This is a genomic window from Chryseobacterium gambrini (assembly GCF_027920505.1).
GTDB classification, from domain to species: Bacteria; Bacteroidota; Bacteroidia; order Flavobacteriales; family Weeksellaceae; genus Chryseobacterium; species Chryseobacterium gambrini.
Genome location: NZ_CP115857.1, coordinates 2755372 through 2781728 on the forward strand (window position 1 = coordinate 2755372; position 26357 = coordinate 2781728).

The following is a 26357-nucleotide window of genomic DNA, read 5'->3' on the forward strand; positions in this document are numbered from 1 at the left end:
GTATTTTTTAATGCGAAATAAAAATAGTGTTTTTCTGAAATTTGGTGAAATTTTGAAGATAAATTAATCTCGACTGGATTTTTAAACTTGAATTTTATGGGATTTAAAATGAAGCAGAGTTTCTTTAATGCAATGCTCGTAAAGATTTTATTTCAATTTTTTCATGCATATTTTTTTGATCGCGAAGGCACTTTTTTCAGCAAATGATAGCAATAAGCATTAGCTGAGTGAAACGCCATTGCGAACGGAAAATATCTGCAAGCATAGAAATTTTGTGAACCTTGCGTTAAAAATAATCTCATGTACTAAAACCAGCATCCTTAAAATCATAATTTGTAAGATTTAAGGTATGAATAAAGTCAGGATAAAATGAAAAAATTATATTTGTAAGACGAACGAAATCTATGAGAGTTTACAACACCAAACATTTCCTGAAAATCCTTTTCAGCTTACATAAAAGCGACACTTTAAAAATATTATTTCCAAGCATGATCCTCGTCGGATTGTATTCTTGGGGCGTAGAATACCTTGAAATTGAACATTTCCGGCTTAATTCGAAATCGGGAATCAGCAATGTGGGTTTAATTCATTCTCTATTGGGCTTTGTGCTTTCTTTGTTGTTGGTTTTCAGAACAAACACTGCATATGACCGATGGTGGGAAGGCAGAAAACTGTGGGGAAAACTGGTTAATGACACCCGGAATTTTGCCATAAAAGTCAACACTATTTTGGGCGACGACAGACAGAATGCCGAGCAAATTGCAAGATACTTAAAGTTCTTTCCTCACTTTTTAGCAAAACATTTATCTAAAGAATCTACCCGACTGGCTTTGGATGAAGATTATTCCGAAATCGAGAAAGAGCTGAAAAATCATGGACCAAGTGAAATTATCATTCTGATGAGCCACAAATTAAATCAGTTAAAGAAAGAAGGAAAAATCTCAGATATTGAAATGCTGTATCTCGACACCCAGCTTTCCGGTTTTCTGGATGTTTGCGGCGGTTGCGAGAGAATTAAAAATACGCCGATTCCCTATTCTTATTCATCGTTCATTAAAAAGTTTATCATTCTGTATGTTTTTGCGCTGCCGATTGCTTACGTTATCAATATCGGAAATTACATTATTCCGCTTACGGTATTCATTTATTATGTTCTGATGAGTCTTGAGCTGATTGCCGAAGAAATTGAAGATCCATTTAATAATGATGAAAATGATATTCCGATGGAAACCATTGCCCAGAATATCGAGAAAAACGTTCATCAGATCATGGGTACTAAAAAATAACAAAATCCGTTTTTATCTGAAAATCGTAAATATTTATACCTAATTTTGACAAAAAAATAAAATTGGTACAGAAATTAAAACTGGAAGAACTCAACAGAATTGATGTGGAAACCTTTAAATCGGTTGAGAAAATTCCTTTGGTAGTAGTTTTAGACAACATCAGAAGCATGCACAATGTGGGTGCAACGTTCAGGACGGCAGATGCGTTTTTGGTTCAGAAGATTATCCTTTGCGGAATCACGCCGCAGCCGCCACACCGCGAAATCCATAAAGCTGCTTTGGGAGCTACGGAAAGCGTAGACTGGAGTCATGAAAATGACATTAATACGACCATTAATGATTTAAAATCTCAGGGATTTGAAGTCGTGGGAATCGAGCAGACGACCAACAGCCAGATGATCACGGATTTCACCATAGATAAAACAAAAAAATACGCGGTGATTTTGGGAAATGAAGTGGAAGGAATAAGCGATGAAGCGTTGCCGAATATTGATTCTTTCCTTGAAATTCCTCAGTTGGGAACCAAACATTCTTTAAATGTAAGCGTTTGCGGAGGAATTGTGATGTGGGAATTTGCAAAGGCTTTAAAATAAAAAAACTGCATATGTCTAAGAGACAGTGCAGTTTGAAATAAATCTAATAAAAAGTAAAAATGAAAGGCGACAAAGATACCCTTTTTTTTTACACCAACAAATTTTAAAATTATTTTTTTTTATTTTCCTGAAAAAAAGTATCATTTTCGGAAAAAGTTTCGTTTAATTTTTTATAAATTAGCACAATGTTTATCAAGGATTATATCTCAAAAGACTTCCCGTGTTTCAGCCTTTCTGACTCGATAGAATCAGCGAGGGAAATGTTAGAGGCATTTGGATATTCTCATATTTTCATCAAAAAATCCCATCATTTTTACGGTGCAATTGCACAGGATTTCCTGTATGAAGAGGAAGGGATGCTGAAAAACCTCGAACATCAGATCGAGCGTTTTGCCATTCTGGAGGATAACAATATTATGGACAGCATCAGAATATTCTATACCTTCAATTCCAACGTGATTCCTGTTATTAATAAATCCGAGAAATATCTGGGATACATCAGCTGTGAGGATATTTTTCAGGATTTTTCAAAATATCCGCTGTTTTCCGAATCGGGAGCCATTCTTACGGTTGAAACGCCGGCAAGAAAATATTCGATGACGGAGATCGCCAATATTGTGGAAAGCAATAATTCCAAATTTTACGGCGCGTTTATCAGTTTCATGTCGGATGAAGTGATCCAGGTGACGATAAAGATCAGCAATGAAAATCTGAGTTCTATTGATGAAACATTCGACCGATATGATTACCGCATCGTACAAAAGTACTATTCTGATGAAAAATCAGACTTATTGCAGGACAGATTCGGGTTTTTCCAGAAATTCATAGAAATATAAAAACTAATGAAGGCAGCCATTTATTCTCAGAAAAAAGATCTTGATACTTTTTTATATTTAAGCAAATTTATTTCCGAGCTGGAAAGCAGAGGTGTAAAATCTGTTTTGTACGATGAGATGGCTGAAGCGCTTCAGTTTTCAAAGATTTTTGAAACATTTAATAATAAAAAAGACCTTCTGGAGAAAGAAGTGGATCTTTTCTTCACTTTTGGCGGGGACGGAACGATTGTGAATTCTCTCACCTTTATTGAAGATCTTGAAATCCCGATCGTTGGGGTAAATACCGGAAGATTAGGATTTCTGGCAAGTTTTACCAAAGAAGAAGCATTTAAAGAGTTGGATTCTATTCTGAAAGGCGATGTTAAAACAAGCCGCCGTTCTGTAATTCAGGTTGTTTCACCTGTTCTGGAGGATTTTTTCCCGTATGCTCTAAATGACGTTACGGTGTCCAGAAAGGAAACCACTTCCATGATTACGGTAGATTCTTATATTAATAATGAATTTCTGAACGTTTTCTGGGGAGACGGTGTTATCGTTTCCACTCCTACAGGTTCTACAGCGTATTCTTTAAGTTGTGGAGGTCCCATCATTTCTCCGAACAACGAGAACTTCGTTATCACTCCTATCGCACCCCATAATCTCAATGTGAGACCTTTGGTGGTAAATGACAGGGTTGAAATTAAATTCGGAGTTGAAAGCCGCGTTTCACAATATTCTCTTTCTCTGGATTCGCGGTTGATTCATATCGAAACAGATCAGGAAATTGTGATTAAAAAAGCGGATTTTCAGATATTACTCGTTCAGCCGAATAACTTAAGTTTCTACGAAACCATCCGCCAGAAGCTACTTTGGGGAAGAGATAAAAGAAATTAAGAATATTTTAAAAATTATTACCTTTACAGGAATTTAAAAACACCCTAATAATTTATATTAAAAAGCAAAACATGAGCAGAATTTTCCCGGCAGGAGTTGCCACAGGTCAATTAGTTACTGATATTTTTCAGCATGCTAAAGAAAACAAATTTGCATTACCAGCAGTAAACGTAATTGGTTCCAGCAACGTAAACGCGGTTTTGGAAACTGCAGCAAAACTAAACTCACCTGTTATCATTCAGTTCTCTAACGGAGGAGCTGCTTACAACGCAGGAAAAGGGTTAAGCAACGACGGACAGAAAGCCGCTATTTTAGGAGCTGTAGCCGGAGCAAAACATATCCATACCCTTGCAGAAGCTTACGGAGCAACGGTAATCCTTCACACAGACCATGCTGCAAAAAAATTATTGCCTTGGATCGACGGATTGATGGATGCTAACGAAGAATTCTACAAGCAGACAGGAAAATCTCTGTATTCTTCTCATATGCTGGATCTTTCTGAAGAATCTCTGGAAGAAAATTTAGAAATTTCAGCAAAGTATTTTGAAAGAATGGCTAAACTTCAGATGACTTTAGAAGTAGAAATCGGAGTTACAGGAGGTGAAGAAGACGGTGTAGACAATTCGGATGTAGACAATTCTAAATTATATACGCAACCGGAAGATATCGCTTACACTTATGAAAAGTTAAAAGCTGTTTCTGATAACTTCACGATTGCTGCTGCTTTCGGAAACGTACATGGAGTTTATAAGCCAGGAAACGTGGTTCTTACGCCAAAAATCCTTGATAATTCTCAGAAATACGTTCAGGAGAAATTCGGAACTGCTGAAAAGCCGATTAATTTCGTATTCCACGGAGGTTCCGGATCTACTTTGGAAGAGATCAGAGAAGCAATTGATTACGGAGTAATTAAAATGAATATTGATACTGACCTTCAGTTCGCATACACAGAAGGGATCAGAGATTATATGGTAAACAATATCGATTATTTAAGAACTCAGATCGGAAACCCTGAAGGAGAAGAAAAACCGAACAAAAAATTCTATGACCCAAGAGTTTGGGTAAGAAAAGGTGAGGAAACTTTCTCTAAGAGACTGGTTCAGGCATTTGAAGATTTAAATAACGTAAATACGCTAAAATAAAAATCATTAATGATAAATGATGATTGATAATTGATTTCTATTAAACAGTTTTTTCATCATTTATCGTTTATTTTTCATCAATTATATAAACAATATGGCATTCGAGTGGTTTAAAAGAAAAGCACAAAATATTACGACATCTACTGATGAGAAAAAAGACGTTCCCAAAGGTCTTTGGCATCAGACTCCATCAGGAAAAGTGGTGGAGCATGACGAATTGAAGAGAAATAACTATGTTTCTCCGGAAGACGGTTTCCATGTAAGAATAGGAAGTGCAGAGTTTTTTGAGATCCTTTTCGATGAAGGCAAATTCACGGAACTGGATGCCAATGTTGAAAGTATTGACATTCTGAACTTTAAAGACACGAAATCTTACACAGACCGTCTGAAAGAAGTAAAAGCCAAAACTAAACTTACCGATTCCATCAGAAACGCGGTAGGAACCGTAAAAGGAACAGAAATGGTGGTTTCCTGTATGGATTTTGCTTTCATCGGCGGATCTTTAGGTTCCGTAATGGGAGAAAAAATCAGAAGAGCGATCGATTACTGTATTGAGAAAAAACTTCCTTATATGATTATTTGTCAATCCGGTGGAGCAAGAATGCAGGAAGCAACCTATTCTTTGATGCAGTTGGCTAAAGTACAGGCTAAACTGGCTCAACTTTCAGAAGCAGGACTTTTATACATCGCTTATCTTTGTGATCCTACTTTTGGCGGAATTACAGCTTCTTTCGCAATGACAGCAGATATTATCATGGCTGAACCGGGAGCTTTAATCGGTTTCGCAGGACCAAGAGTTATCCGTGAAACCATCGGAAGAGATTTGCCGGAAGGTTTCCAGACTTCAGAATTTCTTCAGGAAAAAGGTTTTGTAGATTTTATCGTTAAAAGAACAGAAATCCGAGATACTGTTGCTAAAACAGTGAATTTATTAGCTGTAAAAGCATAATAATTGTAACAAAATAACATAATCTCTCTCTAATTAGGGAGAGATTTTTATTTATGAGAACTTTCAAGATATTTTTCAGCACCATCCGAAGTATGAGTTTTAAAAAGATTATCCGTCTTTTAACGCTTGTTCTTCCTCATCCTGTTTTCTCATTGCTCAGTTTTCATGCCACCGTTCAGGCATACACCATTGCTCAGAAAAAATTCCCTAAAACTGCATCTACCAATGGTGTGGGAAATGCATTCAGACACGCTCTTTGGTGCTGTTTTATTGCGATGTACTGCTCCAAAGTCTCTTCGCCTCAGAAAGCACTGAAATTCTGTAAAAGAATCACCGATATGCACGAAGAATTATTCCCGAACAAACCTCTGGAAACCAAAATGGATCTTCACAACAATAAATTCGGAATGGATTACTTTAAAGAGCTGCTTCCGGGAGTTCACCGCCAGTTTTTCGAGAAAAGTTTTTTCATTGAAGGCTTAGAAAAGAAAATGAAAGATGCTAAAGTTCTGAAAAATCTGGATGATGATTTTGAAGGATTTCTGGTTTATCTGGATTGATATGATTATATTGTATTAGTTTTTAAAACGAAATAATTTCGTCTTTAAATATTAATTTAAACTAATACACTATGAACGAAAGATACTCAAGAAACCGACTTTATGTAAACAATAGCGAACAAAGTATTATTAAAAATTATCCTATTCTTCTCGCAGGATGCGGAATTGGGAGCAATATTGCAGAATGCGCTTTACGTTTTGGCTTTGAAAATATAACCCTTATTGACGGGGATATAGTCGAAAGATCTAATCTTAACCGACAGAATTTCACCGAAAAAAATTTACAACAAAATAAAGCACAAACTCTTTATAAACGGTTAAAAGAAATTAATCCGGAAGCGGACATCAAATATATAAGTGACTTTATTGATCATAATAACGTTAATAAAATCCTAAAAAATATAAAGATTGCTTTTAATGCATTAGACTTTACTTCAGACATTCCTGTTATTTTTGATGAAATAGCACAAAAAAAAGGAATTGTTATCATTCATCCTTATAATTTAGGTTGGGCAGGCTTAGTAACCGCAATACACCCAAATGGACAAAATTTTCAAATTTTGGGTCACAATAAACAATTGAATGAATTAAAAGTTGTAGATTTTGTTATGGAAGAATTAGCTCAAAAAGAAAAAGAAGTATCATGGCTTGCTAAAATAGTAAATGATTATAAAAATGAACAAGAAACTCTTCCTCCTCCTCAACTATCAATAGGTTCATGGCTCGTTGCCGGGATGTGTACTACCCTTTTGTATAAAATAGCAACTGAGAAAAAAAGCAGGTATTTTCCAGAATTTTACTTTAAAACTATTGCAGATTAGCTAAATAAGCTTGTTATTGGTTGCATAAGCCAAAGCTTCTGTAATATTTTGTACATTAATTTTATCAAATAGCTTTCTGCGATGAAATTTTATTGTATCTGCTGTAAGATACATTTTTTCTGCTATTTCATTAATGGTAAGACCCTGCGCATAAAGAAGCAAAATTTCTGTTTCTCTGTCTGAGAGTTTTATCTTCTTACTTTTTTCCCATTTATTTGACGATAGCTGGAATAACCAGATATCATCACTTCCATCTTTAAAAATCTGAATATTTCCTGACGTATTATTTTGCGAAAGAGAGACAATACACATTGCTTTCCATATCTTTCCTTCTTTATTAAGAAATAGAGGTGTAAGCTTATGATTAATCAGTATACTTTTTCCTGAATCTTTTACCAGATGGAAATCATAAGAAATTGTATAAAGTTTTCTTTCTTCAACAGGAATATTTTCATAAAAATTAAATCCTACTTCATTAATTTTCAGTAACAACTGGAGATCATCTTTTTTTACATGCTTAAAATAAAAGGCATAACCCAACTCTTTTACTTCGTCAGGAGTATGACCGCATAAGAAAAGAGGGTTATCCGAAACATAATCAAAACTTTTTTTCTGATAATCTATTATATAAAGACTTTTATAGGTAATTCGGGCAAATGCTTTTACAGGTTCCAGATAATCAAAAGTCTGTAGAAGTTCATTCTGCGAAAGATTATTCACAGTATTTCTATCAGAAAAGAACTGGTTGATTTCATCCATACAATATTTTTATATACAAAGCACACTACACTCGAGTGTAGTTTTATGTTTTTGATAACAAATCTACACAAAAGTGTAGTAATATCCCATAAAAATCAAAATAAATTTAATCAAAAATCACTAAACCATGAAAACTATTAAATTTTCAGTCTTAGAAAAGTCCGAATTGAGGAAGTTTGCAGAATTTGTTGTACAGGAAAATTTCTCACACCACAATGAAAATTTTTGTCATGATCCAAGTTTTATTAGAAAGGAAATTGAATATGTTCTGAATGAAGAAAAAAGTTTTTCCAATTCAAGAATAATTGTTGCACAAAATAATAATCAAATCATTGGGTCCATAAGAACTTTAAAATGGAACATGAAAGATATATTGCCTATTGAAAAAATGTTTTCTGTTAAGTTAAGCAGTTTTCTCGATAGTGAGCAGTACAATATTTGGCATATCGGAAGGTTTGCAATTAAAAAGGGGCGTAAAGAAGGTGGAATCAATTTATTTAAAACATTAATGACTTTCGCCATTCAGGATGTATGCAGTGAAGAAAATACATTAGCCATTGCTGAATGTGATGCTAAACTTTTAAAAATTTTAAAAATTTTAGGTATAAATGCTCATCCTATTACTAATTCTATTCACTATTTAGGCTCTGAAACCATTCCAATTATTTTAGAACATGAAAGTCTAAAGAACTTTCTTAAAAAAAATATTTATCTAGTAAAAAATTATGACTTGGATATTCTACACAGAAGTGTAGTATTTGCAGACTCTATTAAAAACTACACTTTTGTGTAGCTAATAAAAAAAATTGGCTCATTATCTTTGATATTAACCATGAAAAACATATTATTTTTTTTAACATTTATTTTCTTCGGAATTTTTATAAAAAGCCAGACAATTGGCGGCATAGTTGTCAATTCCCAAAATCAGGGAATTGCATACGCAGAAATATCCTTAATAAAAGAAAATATAAAAAAGAATACAATAAGTAATAGTAACGGAAATTATGAAATATCTGTTCCAGAGAAGGGCACTTATAAATTATCAGTAGTAAAGGACGGAGAAGTAATTATAAAAAAAGAGATTAGTATTACAGAAAATAAAACCGAAAATTTGATTTCAGAACTAAAAGAATCGCAAATACAGGGCGTAAGTATTGCTAGTAAAAAGAAATTAATTGAAAGAAAAATAGACAGATTGGTTTTTAATGTAGAAAATTCTATATCCGCAAGCGGTGGTGACGCCTTGGAAACTATGGGAATTATTCCTGGTGTAAAAGTAGTTAATGACCAGATAGGCATTATTGGCAAAAGCAAGGTTTCTATCATGGTAAATGACAGGCTTATCCAGCTTTCGGAAAATGATCTTCTGAGCTTTCTGAGAAGTATTAAATCTGAAGACATTAAAAATATTGAAGTAATTACAAATCCTCCATCAAAGTATGATTCGGAAGGAAACAGTGGTCTCATTAATATCAAACTAAAAAAAGCAAAGGAGAATTATCTTAGTGGAAACCTTAAAACCAGCTATACCCAAGCTACCTATTCTATGGGAAATTATGGCGCAGGACTTAATTATCAAAAGAAAAAAGTTACCCTCACTACAAATTTTGATTATGAAAACGGAAGTACAGCACCTTATCAGGAGTATACACTTTATTATCCGAACTATACATGGTTTGAAACTAATAAATCAAGAAGTTTTAGAGATAATTTAAGTGGCCGGTTTTCCTTGGATTATGAGATAAGCAAAAAAACGACTATTGGGATACAGTATTTAGGAGGTATAAATAATCCTATTAGAAAAGGGGACAATTCTTCTCAAATAAGCTCTAAGAAAGGATTAGACTCCCTGATAATTACTCCTTCAGATTTACGCGTGAGAAAAAATAATCATGCAGTTAATCTTCATACTATTACAAAACTAGATAGTATTGGCAAAAAGATATCTTTTGATGTAGATTATTTTACGTTTAATTCTAATGCAGATAATCAGTTTTCTACATCGTCGTATTTACCGGGTGATTATAATGCTAAGACATTTCTTTCGGCAAATAATTTAAGTAGCCAAGATATTAAAATTTATTCTTCAAAAGCTGATATAGAATTTCCGTTAAAATGGGCAACTCTATCTTTTGGAGCGAAAGTTTCATTTATTAATAATAAAAGTGATGTTTTATATTTTAATACAACAAACGGAAATCCTTTTTTAGACTTTGGTAAAAGCAATACTTTTGATTATAAGGAAAATACGCAGGCAATATATTTATCTGGAAGTAAAAAACTATCAAAAAAATGGGAAACGCAGCTTGGTTTTAGACTAGAAAACACACAAACAAAAGGCTATTCTGAAACATTAGACCAAACAAATAAAAATAATTATACTAAACTGTTTCCCACTTTATATATTAATTATTTAATGAATGAAAATAGTGTATTTGGGTTTAATTATAACAGAAGGATTGACCGCCCAACTTATTCTGATCTGAATCCTTTCAGATTTTATACTACAAAATATAATTATGGAGAGGGAAATCCTTTTTTACAACCTTATTTTACAGATAACTTTGAAATATCATACAGCTATAAAAACAATTATGCTTCGGCATATTTAAGCTATATCAATAATGGTTTTGATCAGGTTACATATGTTTCGGCAGATAATCCCGTTCAGGCGATCATACCGAGTAACTTTTATAAGCAGATAAATCTGGGAATACTGGAAAGTTATCTTTTCAATAAATGGAAATGGTGGGAAAGTAATAATCAGGCAAATATTTTCTATACAAAAACAATGTCAGATATTCCCAATACCCTGACAGACCTTTCAGGATGGAGCGCATCAGTAAGCTCTAACAACAGCTTCACTTTGAACTCCGCAAAAACATTAAAAGCAGAACTTGGTTTTAACTACCAGTCTCCTTCAATTGCGAACAGCTATAAAATGTCATCTTTTTATTATTTCAATACTGGATTAAAATTGTCACTTCTGGAAAAAAAACTGCAGATAGCATTAAACATAATGGATATTTTTCGAACCTATAAAATGACATTTACACAGGTTGTAAATGGTATAAAACAGGAAAACTTTGATTATCGTGATACTCAAAAAATAAGAATCTCCGTAAATTGGAATTTTGGAAAAACACTAAAAATACAATCCAGAAAACTAAGTAACGAAGAAGAGAAAAAGAGAGCCAATTAAAAAGATTTGATTGTAGTTCTTCATATAGTGTACAATGTATGAAAACTACAAATAAATATCCCGCTTGCAAGCAAGAGTGAAAATCTAGGAATTATACTCTTTAAACTATGATTCTACTGTTTAACCTAAAAACTATTTAACATGTTTACATTCAACAAAAAAGAAACTAAGAACTTAGCAAAAAATTCTGGTTTAATTAAGAACAATGTTCTAAAAAAAGCTGTTTTACAATTGGATTCTGAAAACAGGATGGGAGCTGCAGGACCGGTAGTAATCGGTTATTCTGAAGTGGTTTATGATAGAATTATCCACGAGAGAACTATTAAAACTTTCTTCTAATAGATATGAGAAGGATATGCTTCTTATGTATATCCTTCTCTTCTTTTTTATTCTTAAAAACCTAGTAACCAATGAATATAGAAGCACTTGTAGTAAAAGTAGCGGGAAGATGCAATATCAACTGTACATACTGCTATATGTATAATCACGCAGACCAATCTTATAAACTTCAGCCAAAATTTATGTCTAAGGAAACGATTCTGGCTCTCAAGGAAAAGATAAAAAATCATTGCCATAAGCACTCATTAAAAAAATTCTTTGTTGTGTTACATGGCGGAGAGCCTCTATTAATGAACATAAAGGATATTACCTTTTTTCTTCAGACGCTACATTCTTTACATAATGATGATATAGAAATCCTATTTGCTATGCAGACTAATGGAATGCTTTTAAGCAAAGAACACTGTGAGTTATTTAGCAAATATCGTGTTGGGATTGGAGTAAGTTTAGACGGAGGAAAAGAAGTTAATGATAAATTCAGGATTGATAAAAAGGGAAAAGGTACATTTGACAGAGTGAAGAAGGGAATGGATGTTGCCAATAAATATTTAGATTACAAATTAGGCTGTTTATCTGTTATTAATTTCATGTCTTCTCCAGTTGAACTTTATGAAACATATAGAAATTTAGGTTTTTCCATTATCAATCTTCTTTTACTGGATGAAAACTATGATAGTATAGATCAGGTTCCCAAACTTAAAAATGCAGAATGGCTGATAGAATTATTTGACTATTGGTATAACCTCAAAGATGATGAAAACAAAGTTTCTGTAATAAAATTTGAAGATTATATTAATTACATCTTCGGATCAGAAAACGGTACTGAAAGTTCAGGAAAGGGATATAACAAATTGGCTGTTATTGAAACTAATGGAGATATAGAGTCTTTAGATGTATTAAAAATATGTGGCGAAAGCTTTACGAAACATAAATTTAACCTCCACACGAACGAATTCGACGATATTTTCCAAAGCGATCTTATTGACGTATATTATAATAGTAAGCAGATGTTACCAAAAAAATGCTTGGCTTGCCCCATTCATGAAGTTTGTGGCGGAGGATATTTACCTCATCGCTACAGCTCTAAAAACGGATTTAATAATCCTTCTATATATTGTAATGATCTTCTAATGCTTATTACACATATTCAGAATAAAGTTATAGATTCATTACCTGAAGATCTTATAAAAGAAACAGGTATTCAGAAACTTACCTATGAAGAAGCCTTAAAAATAATCGATGAAAAACTTCCTACTATTCAGGAACCATCTTACGTGAAAAAACTGGAAAGTTTTGCCATGAATTAATCATATTTCCTCACAATAAAAATATATTTTTAGTTGAAGTCAATCAATTCGCTTAAAAATCATAAAAAAATTGATGAAAAGTTTCCCTTTTATAAAACAACTAGATAGCCAGGATTGTGGTTTAGCTTGCCTTAAAATGGTTAGCAAATATTATGGTGTTTTGCTATCTGACTCTGTTTTTTCAGAAAGTAACATTTCCAAAAGAGGGATTACCATATCTGATCTCAAATATACCTCCGAAGAATTAGGCTTCGATGCCTTACCAGTAAAGTTAAGTTATGAAGAAGCATTATCAAATATTAATGTTCCTTCTGTCTTTTTCTGGAATCAGAATCATTTTATTGTTGTTTATAAAATGACTCCAAAAAAAGTATACGTAGCAGATCCCGCCTTTGGAAAAACTGTTTACACCAAAGAACAATTCTTAAAAGGCTGGACTCAGGAAAAAGAAAAAGGAATTATATTAATTCTCGAACCTACAGAAAATCTGCATGAAAAATCCGATGAGCACAAAAAAAATACATCCAGAAATCTTCAGTATATAACTCAATATATTAAAAAGCATAAAACTCAATTTTTACTAATTGCCATTACTCTTTTAGTTTCATCATGTATTGAGCTTATATTTCCATTTTTCACACAAAAAATTTTAGATAAAGGAGTCGCTTTAAAACAAGTTAATCTAATCTATCTAATTTTGGCTGCACAAATTGGGCTTTTTATAAGCAGAGTAGTGTTAGAATATTATCGATCTTGGTTATTCATTCATATTAGTAGCAGAATAAGCTTATCGATTATCTCAGATTTTTTAGCAAAGCTAATGAGGCTCCCTTTGAAATTTTTCAATAGTAAAAACACAGGAGATCTTTTACAAAGAATACAGGATCATAAAAGAATTGAAGAGTTTCTTTCTCAGGATCTTATCCAGACCGTTTTTTCATTTTTCAGCATTATCATTTACTCTGCAGTATTACTCTATTTTAATTCAACAATATTTATTATTGTATTGATAGGAACTTCGCTAGAGTTGACTTGGATTTTTAATTTTTTTAAAAAAATAAAAATATTAGATCAGAAAACGTTCTCTCTACAATCTACCGATCAAAATAAAATCTATGAGATTATTAATTCGATGCAGGAGATTAAATTAAATAACCTTGAAGAATATAAACGCCAAGAATGGAGTTCAATACAATCTAATATCTATTTAAATAATATTGAGAAGCTTAAAGTAAATCAAAAATATGAAAGTTATAAATTTATTAACTTCTTTCAGAATATATTGGTTGTTTTTACATCTTCTTTAACAGTCATGAACGGACAAATGACAGTAGGAACCATGCTTTCAATCGTCTATATTATTGGAGGAATGAATAATCCTATTTCACAACTTATCACTTTCTTTCTGCGCTATCACTTAGTGAAAATAAGTTTTGAGAGACTCAATGAAATTCATAATAAGGAAGATGAAGAAAACATTAGTCAGATAGGTTATTTAGAGCGAATTTTTGATATATCCCTAAAAAATGTGAGTTTTTCATACGACAACTCTCATTTTATTTTAAATGATATTGACTTAATTATTCCAAAGGGAAAAACAACAGCAATTGTAGGAGCTAGCGGAAGCGGAAAAACCTCACTTTTAAAACTGATTTTAAAGTTTTACACTCCGCAAATGGGGAAAATATCCTTGGAAGAAATTTCTCTGAAAGAAATTGAAAATGTAGTATGGAGAGAAAAGTGCGGGGTTATTCTTCAGGATAGTCATATTTTTTCAGATACAGTTGCTTATAATATTGCCTTGGAGAAAAACCCTGATCAAAGCAAATTAAATACAGCTGTTGCTTTATCTAATATTTCGGATTTTATTGATATGCTACCTTTAAAAATCGATACTATAATAGGCTCAGAAGGAGTCGGTCTGAGTCAGGGACAAAAACAAAGAATTCTTATTGCAAGAGCAATATATAAAAATCCCGATTATCTATTCTTTGATGAAGCCACCAATTCTCTTGATGCTAAAAATGAGAGAATAATTGTTCAGAATATTGATAATTTTTTCAAACATAAAACAATGATTGTAGTGGCGCATAGACTTTCTACTGTAAAAAATGCGGATCAGATAATTGTTCTAGATAGTGGAAGAATTGTTGAACAAGGAAATCATGATCAACTTATACAGATAAGAGGAAAATATTTTGAACTAATACAAAATCAATTAGAGTTAGGATTATAGAGATGAAAAATGAGAAAAATCTAATGGATAAAATTCCATCCCATTTTACACTTTTAGGAGTTATAATAATACTTTTAAGTATTATTGCTCTCTATTTCGCAGCTAAAGTTTTGTTTTTTTAATTCATTGCCAGAATAAATACTTTTGCTTAAAAATTACTACATTTAGAACCAAAATAATCTTAAATAATGGTTCTCAGCAGAATTTGGTCGGCATTCATTATCATTGCCATTGCCATTGCAGGTATAAAATACGTTTCATCAGGCAACTACAAAACTATTTTCAATGATATGGTTGTAGGTAAAGGCGGTGATACCGTACAGATTGCCACTCAGAAAATGAATGCACTCTCTCCTATTGTGCGGGACAATCTCATGAAAAAAAATGATTTTGCGGACAGTAGAATTCACTACAAAACAGATTCTTTAAGGCAGGATGTAAAAGTGTACCGTGTTCAGGAATCGGATGGGGTAATCGGAACTTCTGAAACGGCAGTGAAAATCTGTCTCGGACTTATCGGAATTATGACTCTATTCATGGGGTTCATGAGCATTGCGGAAAAAGCAGGAGGAATCAACCTTTTAAGCCGGTTAATTCAGCCTTTTTTCTCAAAATTATTTCCCGATATTCCTAAAAACCACCCCGCTTTCGGGCATATGCTGATGAATTTCAGCGCCAATCTTCTCGGTCTGGATAATGCAGCAACACCTTTTGGTCTAAAAGCGATGGAAAGTTTGCAGACTTTAAATCCGAATAAAGACACGGCAAGCAACTCCCAGATCATGTTCCTCTGTCTTCATGCAGGAGGAATGACTCTAATTCCGGTTTCCATCATTGCGATCCGCGCCTCGATGGGTTCAAAAACGCCGACGGATATTTTTCTTCCGTGCATGATCGCTACATTTGCGGCAACTTTAGCCGCGATGATCGTGGTTTCTTTATATCAGAAAATCAACCTTTTAAAACCTGTAGTTCTTGCCTACGTTGGCGGAATTTCTGCCATAATCGCATTGCTGGTTTTATATCTTACTCAATTAAGCAAGGATGAACTGGATGATTTCAGCAAAGTGCTAAGCAACGGTTTAATTCTTTTCATATTTTTAGCCATTGTTCTTGGCGCTGTTTATAAAAAAATCAATGTTTTTGATGCTTTTATTGAAGGAGCAAAAGAAGGTTTTACAACCTGTGTAAAGATTATTCCTTATTTGGTCGGAATGCTTATTGCCATTTCGCTATTGAGAACTTCCGGAGTATTTGACGTAATTATCGACGGGATGAAATGGGTTGCTTATTCTGCAAATTTAGATTCGAGATTTGTAGACGGGCTTCCGACCGCTTTAATCAAACCTTTGTCGGGTTCTGGAGCAAGAGGAATGATGGTTGATACCATGACAACTTTCGGCGCAGACAGTTTTCAGGGAAAATTGGCAGCCGTTCTTCAGGGAAGCTCAGACACGACGTTTTATGTCATTGCTGTTTATTTTGGAGCCGTAGCCGTAAAGAATACAAGATACACAGTAATTGCTATGCTTCTGGCTGATTTGGTGGGGATTATTACTTCTATTATTCTAGCATATCTTTTCTTTGGATAAGAGTTGCTGGTTAATGGTTATTAGTTTATTATTCTAATATAAAACACATATGAGTTATACAAAACTTGATATTTATAACATTTCGTTTGAATTATTTATTGAAACCCATCGGCTTTCTTTTAAATTGCCAAAATATGAAACTTATGAATTAGGAAGCCAGCTAAGACGCTCTTCGGATTCTATTGTTACAAATATTGTAGAAGGCTATGGAAGAAAAATTTATAAAGGTGAATTTATTCGCTTTTTGGTTTATTCACAAGGCAGCTGTGATGAAACAGTTTGTCATTTATCAAAACTATCCAGACTTTATCCTGAATTAAATTCAGATTTTGAAAATAAAGCACAAGAATACAAACTTCTGGGAGGAAAAATAAATAACTTTATAAAATATGTCCAATTAAACTGGCGTACATAGACAAGCAACCACAAACCAATAACAAGAAACAATTTATGATTACAGATAAAGAATTCACCCTACGATTAATACGCCAGTTAACTCAGGCGTTAGAAAAGCTGATTTTGGATAAGCCTGAAGAAAGCTTAATGCAAAAAGAGCTTGATTTTGAATCTTTAATGAAAGACATTTTTAAGTTTGATTTTACAACGCTTTCATCAAAACCGAAAGAGGAAATCATAGAAATTGTTAATGAAAGACAGGAAAGAGACCATAAAGATTACTATGAAATGTTAGGAAATCTTTTCTATTTTAACGGAAAACAATCTGATAACAAAGATTTTTTAGATAAAGCAAAAACATTCTACGAACTGTATCTCCAAACGAGTGGAATATTTGCGCTTCCGGTTATTAACAGAATTTCAGAAATAAAAAAAGCACTTGAGTAAAGTGCTTTTGTATTTTTTAGAATGTAATTTTATATGATCCTGTGGAAGAAACACTCGCTTTTTCTGCTTTTACATATTTCTTAACCCACGATATCGCATTCGAACTGATGCAGGGATCGGAAGTTCCCCCCGATCTTCTCGCCGAAACAACGTTTCCTGCTTTATCTACAGTGTAAGCAATGGTAATCGTTCCGCTCGCTGTACAGCTATTCGCGGGCTGTGATCCGCCTCTTCCCATTGTTCCGGGGATAAATCCTACCAGTTTTCTGTCGATTCCGACTTTACTGTCACCATTTCCATCACCACCTAAAGGATCTCCAGCATTTCCGATTCCGTTTCCATCGCCTTGGCTTCCTGCTTTTGTTCCGCGTCCTCTGATCAGATTTCCAATGGCAGCATTTCCTTTTCCGTCACCATTTCCAGTCTTGGAATTTGCGGTTGTGGCTCCTGATTTTTTAGTGTTTTTGGTTGCAGAGGTACTTGTGGAAGTCTTTTTAGTTTCTGCTTTGGATTCTTCTTTTTTTGGAACCGAAGTTTTAGTATTGTTTCCGGTTATTACCTTATCTTTCGCTTCTGTTTTTTTGGTTTCAGGCTGCGGATCCGGCTGGATAACCGTCTTGGTTTCAGGAACAGCAGTTTCTGCAGGTTCAGAAGCGACTTCTTCTGTCGCAGCAGCAAGGCTTCCCGGCTGATCCGCCGGTTCTTCTACCCCGTTTCCGTTTCTGTTATCTCCAAAATTTACCAACATGGTTGTAATAACTTCTGGCTGTTCATCGAGTTCCGGTTTCAGTTTATACAGAAAAACAAATAAAAGAATGGCAGACCAAATGAGAATAGAAAGCACCGCGCTTTTTATCCTGTCTCTGTTTTGCTCATCTTTACTGATTATATGGCTTCTCATTTTAAAATGCTCCTTACTTCGAAGAGTTATTTATCTTTAACGGTTGCAATGGCAATATTGAATTTATGTTTCTCGGCAATTTCCATTACAAAAACCACGTCTTTATGGAGGGTATTTTCGTCTGCTCTTATGGTGAAAGATTTATTCGCCTGACCTGTTAATTTATTGACAATGGTCTGTTCCAATTCTCCTCTGTTCACAGGATTATCGTCTACAAAATAAGACCCATCCGGTTTTACGCTCACCACCAAAGGATTCGGAATATTGTCTGCTGCGGTATCTGCTTTCGGCAATTTTACATCGATCGCACTTTGGTTGGCTGCCGAAGAAGTTACCATAAAGAAGATCAGCATCAGCAAGATAACATCTGTCATCGCTGCCAAACTGAATTCCGGGTTTGCTTTATTTCTTCTCTGAATTTTCATCTGTTGATTCTGATTTTATGTTTGTCAGATGGAACCTTTCGGTTTCATAAGAAAAAATTATAACGGTTTATTGATAAGGTCCAAAAATTCTCCGGACATGTTTTGCGCCTTCAATACAAATTTATCAATTCTTGTTAATAATAAATTGTAAAAAAAGTTTGCCGGAATTGCTACAGCAAGACCTACTGCTGTTTGTCCCAATGCAGTATAAATACCTTCAGACAAAGTTTTCGGAGAGAAAGAACCCGTTGCATGAGACAAATTGAAGAATGCGATAATCATCCCGATTACCGTTCCCAGAAGTCCCAACATCGGAGCTATACTTGGAACCACCGCCAAAAGATTCAGATTTTTTTCCATGTTGGCAACCTCAACCTGAGCCTGAGATTCCATCGCACTTACGATATCCGAAACAGGGCGCCCCAGTCTTGAAATTCCTTTTTCTAAAATTCTTCCTTCTGGAGAATTCTGTCTTTTACAGTAATCTGCCGCAGACTCTATTTTACCATCTCTGATAAAATCTTCGATATTATCCATAAAATTGGCATCTGTTTTTGAGGTTAATCTTTTAATAAAGAAAAAGCGCTCAAAGAAAAGATATACGGAAAATACACCGAGCAACAACACGGTTACCATCACTATTTTAGCGAAAGCTCCTCCGTGGAACATGATTTTCCAAAATGAGAATTCTAAATCGTCTGCCGCTACTGAAGGTGCAGCAACCTGGGCAAATAAAATCTGAGTAAGTTCCGTTAACAGCATTAAAGTGTATTTATAAAAGTTGTAACGACAAAAGTAATGGAATATTATGAATTGAACTCTTAAAAATTGCTTAAAAACAACTTAAAGTTTGTTATTTTCATAAATAGCAAATTTCTTTCCAAAAATGATTTGAAAAGAAATCTGATATAAAAATGGGGACAAATAAAGATGATTAATCTTCGTCTACCTCAATTTCTTCCTGCTTGAATTCACATTTCAGTCTGAAAGGAATCGGCGTGTCTGATCCTGTATAAAAATCATCAATCGTTCCTTTCCAGATTACCTGAAGTTCTCCTTCTTCATTTTTCTCAAACTGAAGCTCATTATCATAAATAAAGGCTTCCTCGTCATCGAAAAGATCTACTTCGGTATATGTATCTTCATCAGAATCATTAATCGTAATGGTTTTTCCTTCTATTTCCGCGGAATCGATAGGGAAATCGAACACTTCAAGAGAAAGCTGCGGAAAGTTGTACTGTAATGAATCATCCTCTACATGATCCAGACTGTCATCCGTAATAATTTCAACTTCCAGAAAATGTTGTTGGTTGCTGTAAACCGCCTTGCAATAAGTATTTCTGATATTGTACTTTAGCGTTTCGTCCGGATGGTAAATTTTTAAAATCCCTTTCATTATTTCTTAAAAAAAAGAGCGGTAATAATATGATTGTTAAACGTTTTCAACAAAGATAAAAAATAGATTGAACGTGAAAAATTTTTTGAAAAGTATTTTTAAAAAATCTCTTTTAAATTAATATAACAAGCCTTTAAAATTTTAAACTTATGAAAAAGTGCCGCTATATGATAACGACACTTTTAAAAAATTTTAATTATTAAAATAAGTTATTCAATTTTTTCGGCTTTAAGCTGAGTCGTATTTAATCTTGCATTGCTTGGTGCATTTGCAGATTTTTCAAATTTCAGTTCAGAACCATTCCAGTGAACAGGTTTTCCTTTTGAGGAAGTATCTGCTTCATTATGAAGTACGGCAGTCATATTTTCGTCATAATCCTTTGAAAGAATTTCTTTCGGAACTTCAATATTTTCAAGACCTTTTCTCGTTCCCACAGCAATGTATGAGAATTTTACAGCATTGCTATCATCCGTTTTGGCACTGAATCCTGTTTTTGTAGGCTCCTGCTCAAGATAGATCTGAGAGCCTTTCCCGATCGGAGTAATGGTTACCACTACAGAATTTTCCGCAACCAGATCAGAGAATTTTCTGTCAAAAGAAACACTTACCCTTCCGCTCGCATCAAGAGTTGCGGTTCCTCGTGTATAAATGTCTGCAGTGGTTGATGTAGGAACATACGTTGTAACTCTTTCTGTGCTTCCGTCTACAGTACTTACATTAGCAATTACATTATTAGTATAAGTGGCACCATCCACATACATCCCGTAACGGCTTCCACTTGCGTTAATCCCGTAAACATTACCCCTAAAAGCAGCTCCCATAAGATCTCCTACTCCCATTACCCCAAATCCTGCTGCCTCAGAACCCAACGCGGATCTACCCGTTCCTGTAGACATTGCGGCATTTCCATACACTCCTGCATTCGCAGAAGCAGATGTTCTGTATCCTAAAATTCCAAAAGTCCCTGCAACCTGTGAATTCCCCAACACTCCACCCGACCTGTCGACTGCTGCGGCACTTGCTACAGAAAGAACTTCTCCTAAAACACCAAAAATGTAGGCATCATCAGTTGCTATAGGTTCTGCATTCCCCATTGACCCGTAAAGAGTAGTATGCGCTAAAGTGGTTGCGGCAGAACTTGGCCCTGAATAGCCACTTCCTGAATTACCCGCAGCAGCACTTCCTATCGTTCTGCTTCCCCAAATCATTGACCTTCTTGTAGAAGATGCTGTTGTAGCATCTGCGCCAGCAGCGTTTGCAGATGCAAATACCCCACTTCCCGCTCCACTATGCAAAATGTAAACACCTGCATTATTATTTGCTGTATTGCTATTCTGGACTCTAAAACCTTCCCCTGTTCCATTATGATTAATAAAACCTCCTACTCCAGGATTACCAGAAGCCATTGTAATATTTAACCCTCTTGAATTCGTAGCCGTTCCGTTTTGAGTAATTACCAACGCCCTGTCGAGAGTAGCTGAACTCATATCAATGAACATTCCTTTTGATCCCGTACTTGCTAAACTTCCGGTATCTGCTGCACTGCTCGACTGACTTATAATAGCTGCAGGCTGATTGGTTGTTCCTGATTCCAAAATGTGAATTTTTGCAGAAGGAGCTGTTGTTCCGAATCCTGAATTTCCATTATTAAGAAGAGACATTCCACTTCCTGCAACATTACTTGGCTGAAACCTTGCGAAAATACCTGTTGCATTAGAAGGTGCTGCATTATTGATAATTCTCACCAATCCATTTGTTGAATTTAAGGCTGTACTTGTAGAAGTAATATCCAGTAAAGTTCCTGTAGTTAAAGCATTTGCTCTTAAAGTAAGAGGAGTCTGTGTACTTGCTGTGGTCCAATCCCAACTTTGTGCGAAATTCTTACTGTCTATCGAATTATTCTCTGTTCCGTCGATAAGTCCTGAAATCGGCGTTTTTGCAGCCGTCCCGAAATTATTAATAGCAACCCATTTTGCCAATCCGAAATTATAATAATAAAATCCCGGAGCTGTAAGATCTACGGTACTTGCCGTAAGACTGGTTGCTGCACTCGTTGCGTAAATCATCATAGAATTTTGAGAACTCCCCAGAAGAGGCTCCATATTTTTAATCTGATCTCCTGTTAATCTTGGAATTAAGATACCCTCCGGTCTTACACCATTGGTTTTAGAAACAATGTCAAAGGTTGTGTTTGGCGAAGTTGAATTTATTCCAACTTGGGCATAAAAAGCCGAAATGCTTGAGAAAGCAATTGCCAGGTTAAGTAGTTTTTTAGTCATATCAATTAAAATTATATTTTCACATTAAATTAAACAATAATTAAAATAATTCACAACACTTTTACTTATTATTTAATTAATCGCTAATATAGAAAAAAACTAATAACACAAAACATATCATACGAATAATTATTTTTTTTTACACATATACTAATTATATATAAATTTTTAAATTAATTAAGCAATCAATAACACATTTTTACCAAATCATCTAACTTTAAATTAAAAAAACACAATTATCAATATTATTTTATGTGTAAGATGTGATTTGAGGTAAATATTTTCATTAAAATAAATTAAAAACAAATAATTTTCTTGTTTATAATCTTAATTTTAGTTGATTGAAAATTTACGTTGATATTATATTTATTTTTGTTCTCTAAAGATTCCGGAATGAAAAACATCATATCAAAAAGTATTTTAGGATTAGGTCTGATCATCAGTTTAGGCTCATGTAAAAAATCCGATTCGCCTTTAACAAAAGTAACACCATCCAACCTGGATTCTATTGCTTCCAATTATTATGAACAATATCTGAAATTATATCCTCTGGATGCAACTTCGCAGGGAGACTTGCGTTATAACGATCAGCTTCCGATTAACATCGATAAAGATTTTATCTCCGGAGAAGTCGCTTTTTACCGTTCTGTAGAAAAGCAACTGGAAAACGTGGATTATAAAAATCTTTCAGACGAAGATAAGGTAGTTTATGATGTACTGAATTTTACGTTAAAAGATAAAATTGAAAACTATAATTACCATCCGGAATATATTCCTTTTACACAATTTGGCGGTCTGCCGCTTAATTTTCCTTTGTATGGAAGCGGAGAAGGAAGCCAGCCTTTTAAAACAGAGAAAGATTATACCGACTGGCTGAAAAGAATGGAAAAATTTCCGGAATGGATGAATGCAGCGACCGATAATTTCAGTGAAGGGATTAACAATAAAATGGTTTTGCCTAAAAAACTGGTGGTAAAGATGATTCCACAGATGAGAGCCGAAGAAATTACGTCTGCCGATCCGGATAAAAACATTTTTTACGGACCGATCAGAAAGTTTCCGAAAAATTTTACAGACGAGCAGAAAGAAAAATTCTCTAAGCTTTACAAGGATGCCATCGTACAGAAAATTATTCCCGCTTATACTAAAATGGGCAACTTTTTAGAAAAAGAATATTTACCAAAAGCAAGAGAAACAGACGGTTATAACAGCTTACCAAACGGAAAGGAAATTTACCAATACTATGCGAAAAGCTGGACAACAACTAATAAAACGCCGGAGGAAATTAATAAAATCGGACTTCAGCAGGTAGCAATGCTTCGCGCCGAAATGGAAAAAGTAAAACAGCAGGTTGGTTTTACGGGAACACTGGAAGAGTTCATCAATTATGTAAAAACAGACCCGAAAGCAATGCCTTACACGAGTTCAAAAGAAGTTCTGGCTGCATTCAATGGAATTTTAACGAAAATTACGCCGAAGCTGAAAACCATGTTTTCAATAACACCGAAAACAGGATTTGAGATCAGACAAACTGAAAAATTCAGAGAGGCAAGTGCAAGTGCAGAATACATTCAGGGAACTCCGGACGGAAAAAGACCAGGAATCTTCTACGTTCCGCTTCCGGATCCGTCAAAATTCAACGTAACTTCAGGTATGGAATCTTTGTTCTTACACGAGGCTATTCCAGGACATCATTATCAGGTTTCTTTACAGCAGGAAAACACCAAACTCCCGAAATTCATGAGATTCGGCTGGTTTGGAGCTTACGGTGAAGGATGGGCGCATTATTGCGAAACATTAGGACCGGAATTCGGGCTGTACACAGATCCTTATCAGAAGATGGGCTACCTGAGCGACCAAATGCTAAGAGCAGTAAGACTGGTAGTAGACACGGGTCTTCACACGGGAAAAATGACCAGAGAACAGGCAATCAAATATTTTCTAAGCAATATTTCTTATGACGAAGCCGGAGCAACAGCCGAAGTAGAGCGATATATGGCAATGCCTGGACAGGCTTTAGGCTACAAAATCGGTTCGCTGAGAATCCGTGAGCTGAGAGAAAAATATCAGAAAGAACTGGGAAGTAAATTTAATTTAGCCAAATTCCATGATGAAGTTTTGAGCCAGGGTTGCCTTCCTTTGGATGTTCTGAACAGGAAAATGGAACTTTGGGCAAAAAAACAGAAATAATTTTTGCCGAAATCACAAAAAACGCAAAGTTTTTCATTGATTTTTATTTTTTAATTGTAAAATTTGTCTAAACTTTTTTACCGCAAAAGATGCAAAAGATTGTAACCCTTTAGTTGTTTAAGCTTAATACTTAAATGGAAAGAAAGAGCGCATAAGTTTAAAAAAAATCAAAGATTTTTTCTCTTTGAAGGCTTTTGAAATACTTTAAATAAATCCAATAATGTCTTTTGTCTCTTTTGAAGTTAAATTTAAAATGAGTTTAAAAAACTTATAATTTGCGCCTTTGTAATTAAAATTGAAAAACAAAAAAATACAACGAAAAAAGATGTTTACAGTAGAACAAATTGAATCTGCTCACGGCAAAGTAAAAACTGGAGCAGATTTTCCAAATTACATCAAAGAAATTAAGGAATTAGGCGTGAAATCTTTTGAAACATGGGTAAAAGACAGCCATACCGAATATTTTGGAGAAAATGATTTTAAAACAACCTCAGAACCTCAATATAAAGATTTAGTAATCGCTGATGATTCTGACCAGGAAAAGTTTATTCAGCAGCTTAAAAGTCATCAGAGAGGAGAGACGGATTATATGAAATTCTGTGAAGACTGTGCAGAAACCGGTATTGAAAAATGGATTGTAGATCTGGATCAATTTACCTGCATTTACTACGATAAAGCCGGAAACGAAATTCTGACAGAAGAAATTCCTCATTAAAAACTGAAGTCACAAATTAATTTTTGTGGCTTTTTTGTTTAGCTTTATGTTTTAAAACAGAATATGATAAAAGCATTTCTCTTTTTTATCACTTTCATTTTTGGATTGTGTTTTTTAAGTTGCAAAAAGGAAAACAGGGCAATCTCACAACCTGAAAAAATTACTGTTGATGAAAATTTAAGTAAAAATGATACATTCAAAATTCTATCAAAATATCCTGAGCTTAAATTATTTAACAGTGAAAAAGTAGAAAGCCTAACAAGAACCGCTCATATTGTACAAGAAGATGGTTATTATGAAAGCTTTTTCTATCCTCGAAGAAAGCAATACAGATTTTTTCAGTTCAGCGATTATAAATGCAAAACTGAATATAAAGGAGACACCATCAATATTTGGCTTAATAATTACAACGGATATTTTGGAAACGGAGTTTTGGTAAAGGTTTTTAATGATCAGTTTTTAATTCAAGATATTGACCCTAAAGCCTTAAAAGGTGAGATTAAATTTATCAATTCTTATCCTGTTTATCAGAAATTGGTTCTTAATAAATACACCTTTCAAAAAAGCGACAGTATTTATGGGTTTATCGACTATGAAACGAAGCTGGATTCTCTGGTTACTAAAAATTTCAGAGGATATTTTAAAACAAAAATTAAATAAGAAAAATAATGACAGAAAGTCTAAAATCGCTATTCCTAAGGGATTTAAATAAGCTGAAACAGGAAATTGAATCTTATAAGAATGAAACAAATCTCTGGAAAACAGAGGCAAACATTTCAAATTCGGCAGAAAATTTAACGTTGCATATTGTGGGAAATCTCAGTCATTTTGTGGGAGCTGTTTTGGGAAATTCCGGGTATGTAAGAAACAGGGAGCTTGAATTCTCATTAAAAGATGTTCCAAGAACGCAATTAGTTCAACAGATTGAAAAGACGATCGAAACGGTGACGATTACGCTTGAAAGGCTGTCTGATGAAGACCTCCAGAAACCATATCCGCTTGAACCTTTGGGTTATGGAATGACGACGGAATATTTCCTAATCCATCTTTTCGGGCATCTGAGTTATCATCTGGGACAGATCAATTATCACCGAAGATTGTTGGATTGATTTG

The 26357-nt window shown here is 34.3% G+C and carries 26 protein-coding genes; 20 read left to right on the forward strand and 6 right to left on the reverse strand.

The window, feature by feature from the left end; genetic code table 11:
* Positions 1-404: 404 nt before the first annotated feature.
* The 8 genes from PFY09_RS12450 to PFY09_RS12485 all read left to right on the forward strand — a co-directional run bounded on the left by PFY09_RS12450 (position 405) and on the right by PFY09_RS12485 (position 7060).
* Positions 405-1286, forward strand: a complete 882-nt coding sequence (locus PFY09_RS12450) for a bestrophin family protein (protein ID WP_087711950.1) — start codon at positions 405-407, stop codon at positions 1284-1286.
* 62 nt (positions 1287-1348) lie between these two features.
* Complete coding sequence (locus PFY09_RS12455; protein WP_271159918.1) at positions 1349-1879, forward strand: RNA methyltransferase; 531 nt, start codon at positions 1349-1351, stop codon at positions 1877-1879.
* 260 nt (positions 1880-2139) lie between these two features.
* Complete coding sequence (locus tag PFY09_RS12460; protein WP_268052232.1) at positions 2140-2715, forward strand: CBS domain-containing protein; 576 nt, start codon at positions 2140-2142, stop codon at positions 2713-2715.
* Between the two features lie 6 nt (positions 2716-2721).
* On the forward strand, positions 2722-3588 hold the full coding sequence (locus PFY09_RS12465; protein ID WP_076394067.1) for an NAD kinase: 867 nt from the start codon (positions 2722-2724) through the stop codon (positions 3586-3588).
* 71 nt (positions 3589-3659) lie between these two features.
* A complete protein-coding gene (gene fbaA / locus PFY09_RS12470; RefSeq protein WP_108410372.1) occupies positions 3660-4730 on the forward strand; it encodes a class II fructose-bisphosphate aldolase in 1071 nt (356 codons plus the stop codon).
* 94 nt (positions 4731-4824) lie between these two features.
* On the forward strand, positions 4825-5679 hold the full coding sequence (gene accD / locus PFY09_RS12475) for an acetyl-CoA carboxylase, carboxyltransferase subunit beta (RefSeq protein ID WP_108410373.1): 855 nt from the start codon (positions 4825-4827) through the stop codon (positions 5677-5679).
* Between the two features lie 53 nt (positions 5680-5732).
* Positions 5733-6239: a DUF6973 domain-containing protein gene (locus tag PFY09_RS12480; protein WP_214587718.1), complete on the forward strand. Its 507-nt coding sequence runs from the start codon at positions 5733-5735 to the stop codon at positions 6237-6239.
* A gap of 71 nt (positions 6240-6310) precedes the next feature.
* On the forward strand, positions 6311-7060 hold the full coding sequence (locus PFY09_RS12485; protein WP_271159919.1) for a ThiF family adenylyltransferase: 750 nt from the start codon (positions 6311-6313) through the stop codon (positions 7058-7060).
* Here the strand turns inward: PFY09_RS12485 and PFY09_RS12490 are convergent, their stop codons facing one another.
* Complete coding sequence (locus PFY09_RS12490; RefSeq protein WP_214587720.1) at positions 7061-7819, reverse strand: response regulator transcription factor; 759 nt, start codon at positions 7817-7819, stop codon at positions 7061-7063.
* A gap of 127 nt (positions 7820-7946) precedes the next feature.
* On the opposite strand from PFY09_RS12490, the gene PFY09_RS12495 reads away from it, so the two are divergent.
* The 8 genes from PFY09_RS12495 to PFY09_RS12530 all read left to right on the forward strand — a co-directional run bounded on the left by PFY09_RS12495 (position 7947) and on the right by PFY09_RS12530 (position 17338).
* The gene (locus PFY09_RS12495; RefSeq protein ID WP_271159920.1) at positions 7947-8612 is read left to right on the forward strand and encodes an N-acyl amino acid synthase FeeM domain-containing protein; all 666 of its coding nucleotides are present in this window, start codon (positions 7947-7949) and stop codon (positions 8610-8612) included.
* A gap of 39 nt (positions 8613-8651) precedes the next feature.
* A complete protein-coding gene (locus tag PFY09_RS12500) occupies positions 8652-11021 on the forward strand; it encodes an outer membrane beta-barrel family protein (protein ID WP_271159921.1) in 2370 nt (789 codons plus the stop codon).
* A gap of 141 nt (positions 11022-11162) precedes the next feature.
* Positions 11163-11360, forward strand: a complete 198-nt coding sequence (locus PFY09_RS12505; protein ID WP_116099260.1) for a hypothetical protein — start codon at positions 11163-11165, stop codon at positions 11358-11360.
* A gap of 71 nt (positions 11361-11431) precedes the next feature.
* Complete coding sequence (locus tag PFY09_RS12510) at positions 11432-12667, forward strand: radical SAM protein (protein ID WP_214587723.1); 1236 nt, start codon at positions 11432-11434, stop codon at positions 12665-12667.
* 73 nt (positions 12668-12740) lie between these two features.
* Positions 12741-14903, forward strand: coding sequence for a peptidase domain-containing ABC transporter (locus PFY09_RS12515; protein WP_271159922.1), 2163 nt, complete (start codon positions 12741-12743; stop codon positions 14901-14903).
* 188 nt (positions 14904-15091) lie between these two features.
* Positions 15092-16495: a nucleoside recognition domain-containing protein gene (locus PFY09_RS12520; protein ID WP_271159923.1), complete on the forward strand. Its 1404-nt coding sequence runs from the start codon at positions 15092-15094 to the stop codon at positions 16493-16495.
* A gap of 49 nt (positions 16496-16544) precedes the next feature.
* Positions 16545-16910 carry a four helix bundle protein gene (locus tag PFY09_RS12525; protein WP_116099264.1) on the forward strand — a complete coding sequence of 122 codons (366 nt, stop codon included), beginning with the start codon at positions 16545-16547 and terminating at the stop codon, positions 16908-16910.
* A 35-nt stretch (positions 16911-16945) separates the two neighbouring features.
* A complete protein-coding gene (locus PFY09_RS12530; RefSeq protein WP_076394079.1) occupies positions 16946-17338 on the forward strand; it encodes a hypothetical protein in 393 nt (130 codons plus the stop codon).
* Positions 17339-17354: 16 nt separating this feature from the next.
* Here PFY09_RS12530 and PFY09_RS12535 read toward each other — a convergent pair whose 3' ends face one another.
* From PFY09_RS12535 to PFY09_RS12555, 5 genes are all read right to left on the reverse strand, one after another.
* Positions 17355-18239: an energy transducer TonB gene (locus tag PFY09_RS12535; RefSeq protein WP_271159924.1), complete on the reverse strand. Its 885-nt coding sequence runs from the start codon at positions 18237-18239 to the stop codon at positions 17355-17357.
* Positions 18240-18265: 26 nt separating this feature from the next.
* On the reverse strand, positions 18266-18664 hold the full coding sequence (locus tag PFY09_RS12540; RefSeq protein ID WP_076394083.1) for an ExbD/TolR family protein: 399 nt from the start codon (positions 18662-18664) through the stop codon (positions 18266-18268).
* Between the two features lie 57 nt (positions 18665-18721).
* Positions 18722-19426 carry a MotA/TolQ/ExbB proton channel family protein gene (locus tag PFY09_RS12545; RefSeq protein ID WP_087711968.1) on the reverse strand — a complete coding sequence of 235 codons (705 nt, stop codon included), beginning with the start codon at positions 19424-19426 and terminating at the stop codon, positions 18722-18724.
* Positions 19427-19598: 172 nt separating this feature from the next.
* Positions 19599-20060 carry a hypothetical protein gene (locus tag PFY09_RS12550; protein WP_076394087.1) on the reverse strand — a complete coding sequence of 154 codons (462 nt, stop codon included), beginning with the start codon at positions 20058-20060 and terminating at the stop codon, positions 19599-19601.
* A 209-nt stretch (positions 20061-20269) separates the two neighbouring features.
* Complete coding sequence (locus tag PFY09_RS12555) at positions 20270-22339, reverse strand: autotransporter outer membrane beta-barrel domain-containing protein (RefSeq protein ID WP_271159925.1); 2070 nt, start codon at positions 22337-22339, stop codon at positions 20270-20272.
* 393 nt (positions 22340-22732) lie between these two features.
* On the opposite strand from PFY09_RS12555, the gene PFY09_RS12560 reads away from it, so the two are divergent.
* From PFY09_RS12560 to PFY09_RS12575, 4 genes are all read left to right on the forward strand, one after another.
* Positions 22733-24529, forward strand: a complete 1797-nt coding sequence (locus PFY09_RS12560) for a DUF885 domain-containing protein (protein ID WP_271159926.1) — start codon at positions 22733-22735, stop codon at positions 24527-24529.
* A 325-nt stretch (positions 24530-24854) separates the two neighbouring features.
* On the forward strand, positions 24855-25244 hold the full coding sequence (locus PFY09_RS12565) for a DUF1398 domain-containing protein (protein ID WP_076394090.1): 390 nt from the start codon (positions 24855-24857) through the stop codon (positions 25242-25244).
* A gap of 63 nt (positions 25245-25307) precedes the next feature.
* Positions 25308-25904 (forward strand): hypothetical protein, encoded by a 597-nt coding sequence (locus tag PFY09_RS12570; RefSeq protein WP_271159927.1) that lies wholly within the window; start codon positions 25308-25310, stop codon positions 25902-25904.
* An 8-nt stretch (positions 25905-25912) separates the two neighbouring features.
* A complete protein-coding gene (locus tag PFY09_RS12575; RefSeq protein ID WP_271159928.1) occupies positions 25913-26353 on the forward strand; it encodes a DinB family protein in 441 nt (146 codons plus the stop codon).
* The last annotated feature ends 4 nt before the right edge of the window (positions 26354-26357 follow it).

Excerpts from the sequence above, each read along its gene's own strand:
- PFY09_RS12515 (WP_271159922.1), top strand. The coding sequence starts at position 12,741 with ATGAAAAGTTTCCCTTTTATAAAACAACTAGATAGCCAGGATTGTGGT.
- PFY09_RS12555 (WP_271159925.1), bottom strand. The coding sequence starts at position 22,339 with ATGACTAAAAAACTACTTAACCTGGCAATTGCTTTCTCAAGCATTTCG.
- PFY09_RS12550 (WP_076394087.1), bottom strand. The coding sequence starts at position 20,060 with ATGAAAGGGATTTTAAAAATTTACCATCCGGACGAAACGCTAAAGTAC.
- PFY09_RS12530 (WP_076394079.1), top strand. The coding sequence starts at position 16,946 with ATGATTACAGATAAAGAATTCACCCTACGATTAATACGCCAGTTAACT.
- PFY09_RS12520 (WP_271159923.1), top strand. The coding sequence starts at position 15,092 with ATGGTTCTCAGCAGAATTTGGTCGGCATTCATTATCATTGCCATTGCC.
- PFY09_RS12535 (WP_271159924.1), bottom strand. The coding sequence starts at position 18,239 with ATGAGAAGCCATATAATCAGTAAAGATGAGCAAAACAGAGACAGGATA.
- PFY09_RS12505 (WP_116099260.1), top strand. The coding sequence starts at position 11,163 with ATGTTTACATTCAACAAAAAAGAAACTAAGAACTTAGCAAAAAATTCT.
- PFY09_RS12460 (WP_268052232.1), top strand. The coding sequence starts at position 2,140 with ATGTTAGAGGCATTTGGATATTCTCATATTTTCATCAAAAAATCCCAT.
- PFY09_RS12510 (WP_214587723.1), top strand. The coding sequence starts at position 11,432 with ATGAATATAGAAGCACTTGTAGTAAAAGTAGCGGGAAGATGCAATATC.
- PFY09_RS12540 (WP_076394083.1), bottom strand. The coding sequence starts at position 18,664 with ATGAAAATTCAGAGAAGAAATAAAGCAAACCCGGAATTCAGTTTGGCA.
- PFY09_RS12500 (WP_271159921.1), top strand. The coding sequence starts at position 8,652 with ATGAAAAACATATTATTTTTTTTAACATTTATTTTCTTCGGAATTTTT.
- PFY09_RS12565 (WP_076394090.1), top strand. The coding sequence starts at position 24,855 with ATGTTTACAGTAGAACAAATTGAATCTGCTCACGGCAAAGTAAAAACT.
- PFY09_RS12485 (WP_271159919.1), top strand. The coding sequence starts at position 6,311 with ATGAACGAAAGATACTCAAGAAACCGACTTTATGTAAACAATAGCGAA.
- PFY09_RS12450 (WP_087711950.1), top strand. The coding sequence starts at position 405 with ATGAGAGTTTACAACACCAAACATTTCCTGAAAATCCTTTTCAGCTTA.
- PFY09_RS12525 (WP_116099264.1), top strand. The coding sequence starts at position 16,545 with ATGAGTTATACAAAACTTGATATTTATAACATTTCGTTTGAATTATTT.
- fbaA (WP_108410372.1), top strand. The coding sequence starts at position 3,660 with ATGAGCAGAATTTTCCCGGCAGGAGTTGCCACAGGTCAATTAGTTACT.
- PFY09_RS12495 (WP_271159920.1), top strand. The coding sequence starts at position 7,947 with ATGAAAACTATTAAATTTTCAGTCTTAGAAAAGTCCGAATTGAGGAAG.
- PFY09_RS12465 (WP_076394067.1), top strand. The coding sequence starts at position 2,722 with ATGAAGGCAGCCATTTATTCTCAGAAAAAAGATCTTGATACTTTTTTA.
- PFY09_RS12545 (WP_087711968.1), bottom strand. The coding sequence starts at position 19,426 with ATGCTGTTAACGGAACTTACTCAGATTTTATTTGCCCAGGTTGCTGCA.
- accD (WP_108410373.1), top strand. The coding sequence starts at position 4,825 with ATGGCATTCGAGTGGTTTAAAAGAAAAGCACAAAATATTACGACATCT.
- PFY09_RS12480 (WP_214587718.1), top strand. The coding sequence starts at position 5,733 with ATGAGAACTTTCAAGATATTTTTCAGCACCATCCGAAGTATGAGTTTT.
- PFY09_RS12575 (WP_271159928.1), top strand. The coding sequence starts at position 25,913 with ATGACAGAAAGTCTAAAATCGCTATTCCTAAGGGATTTAAATAAGCTG.
- PFY09_RS12560 (WP_271159926.1), top strand. The coding sequence starts at position 22,733 with ATGAAAAACATCATATCAAAAAGTATTTTAGGATTAGGTCTGATCATC.
- PFY09_RS12570 (WP_271159927.1), top strand. The coding sequence starts at position 25,308 with ATGATAAAAGCATTTCTCTTTTTTATCACTTTCATTTTTGGATTGTGT.
- PFY09_RS12490 (WP_214587720.1), bottom strand. The coding sequence starts at position 7,819 with ATGGATGAAATCAACCAGTTCTTTTCTGATAGAAATACTGTGAATAAT.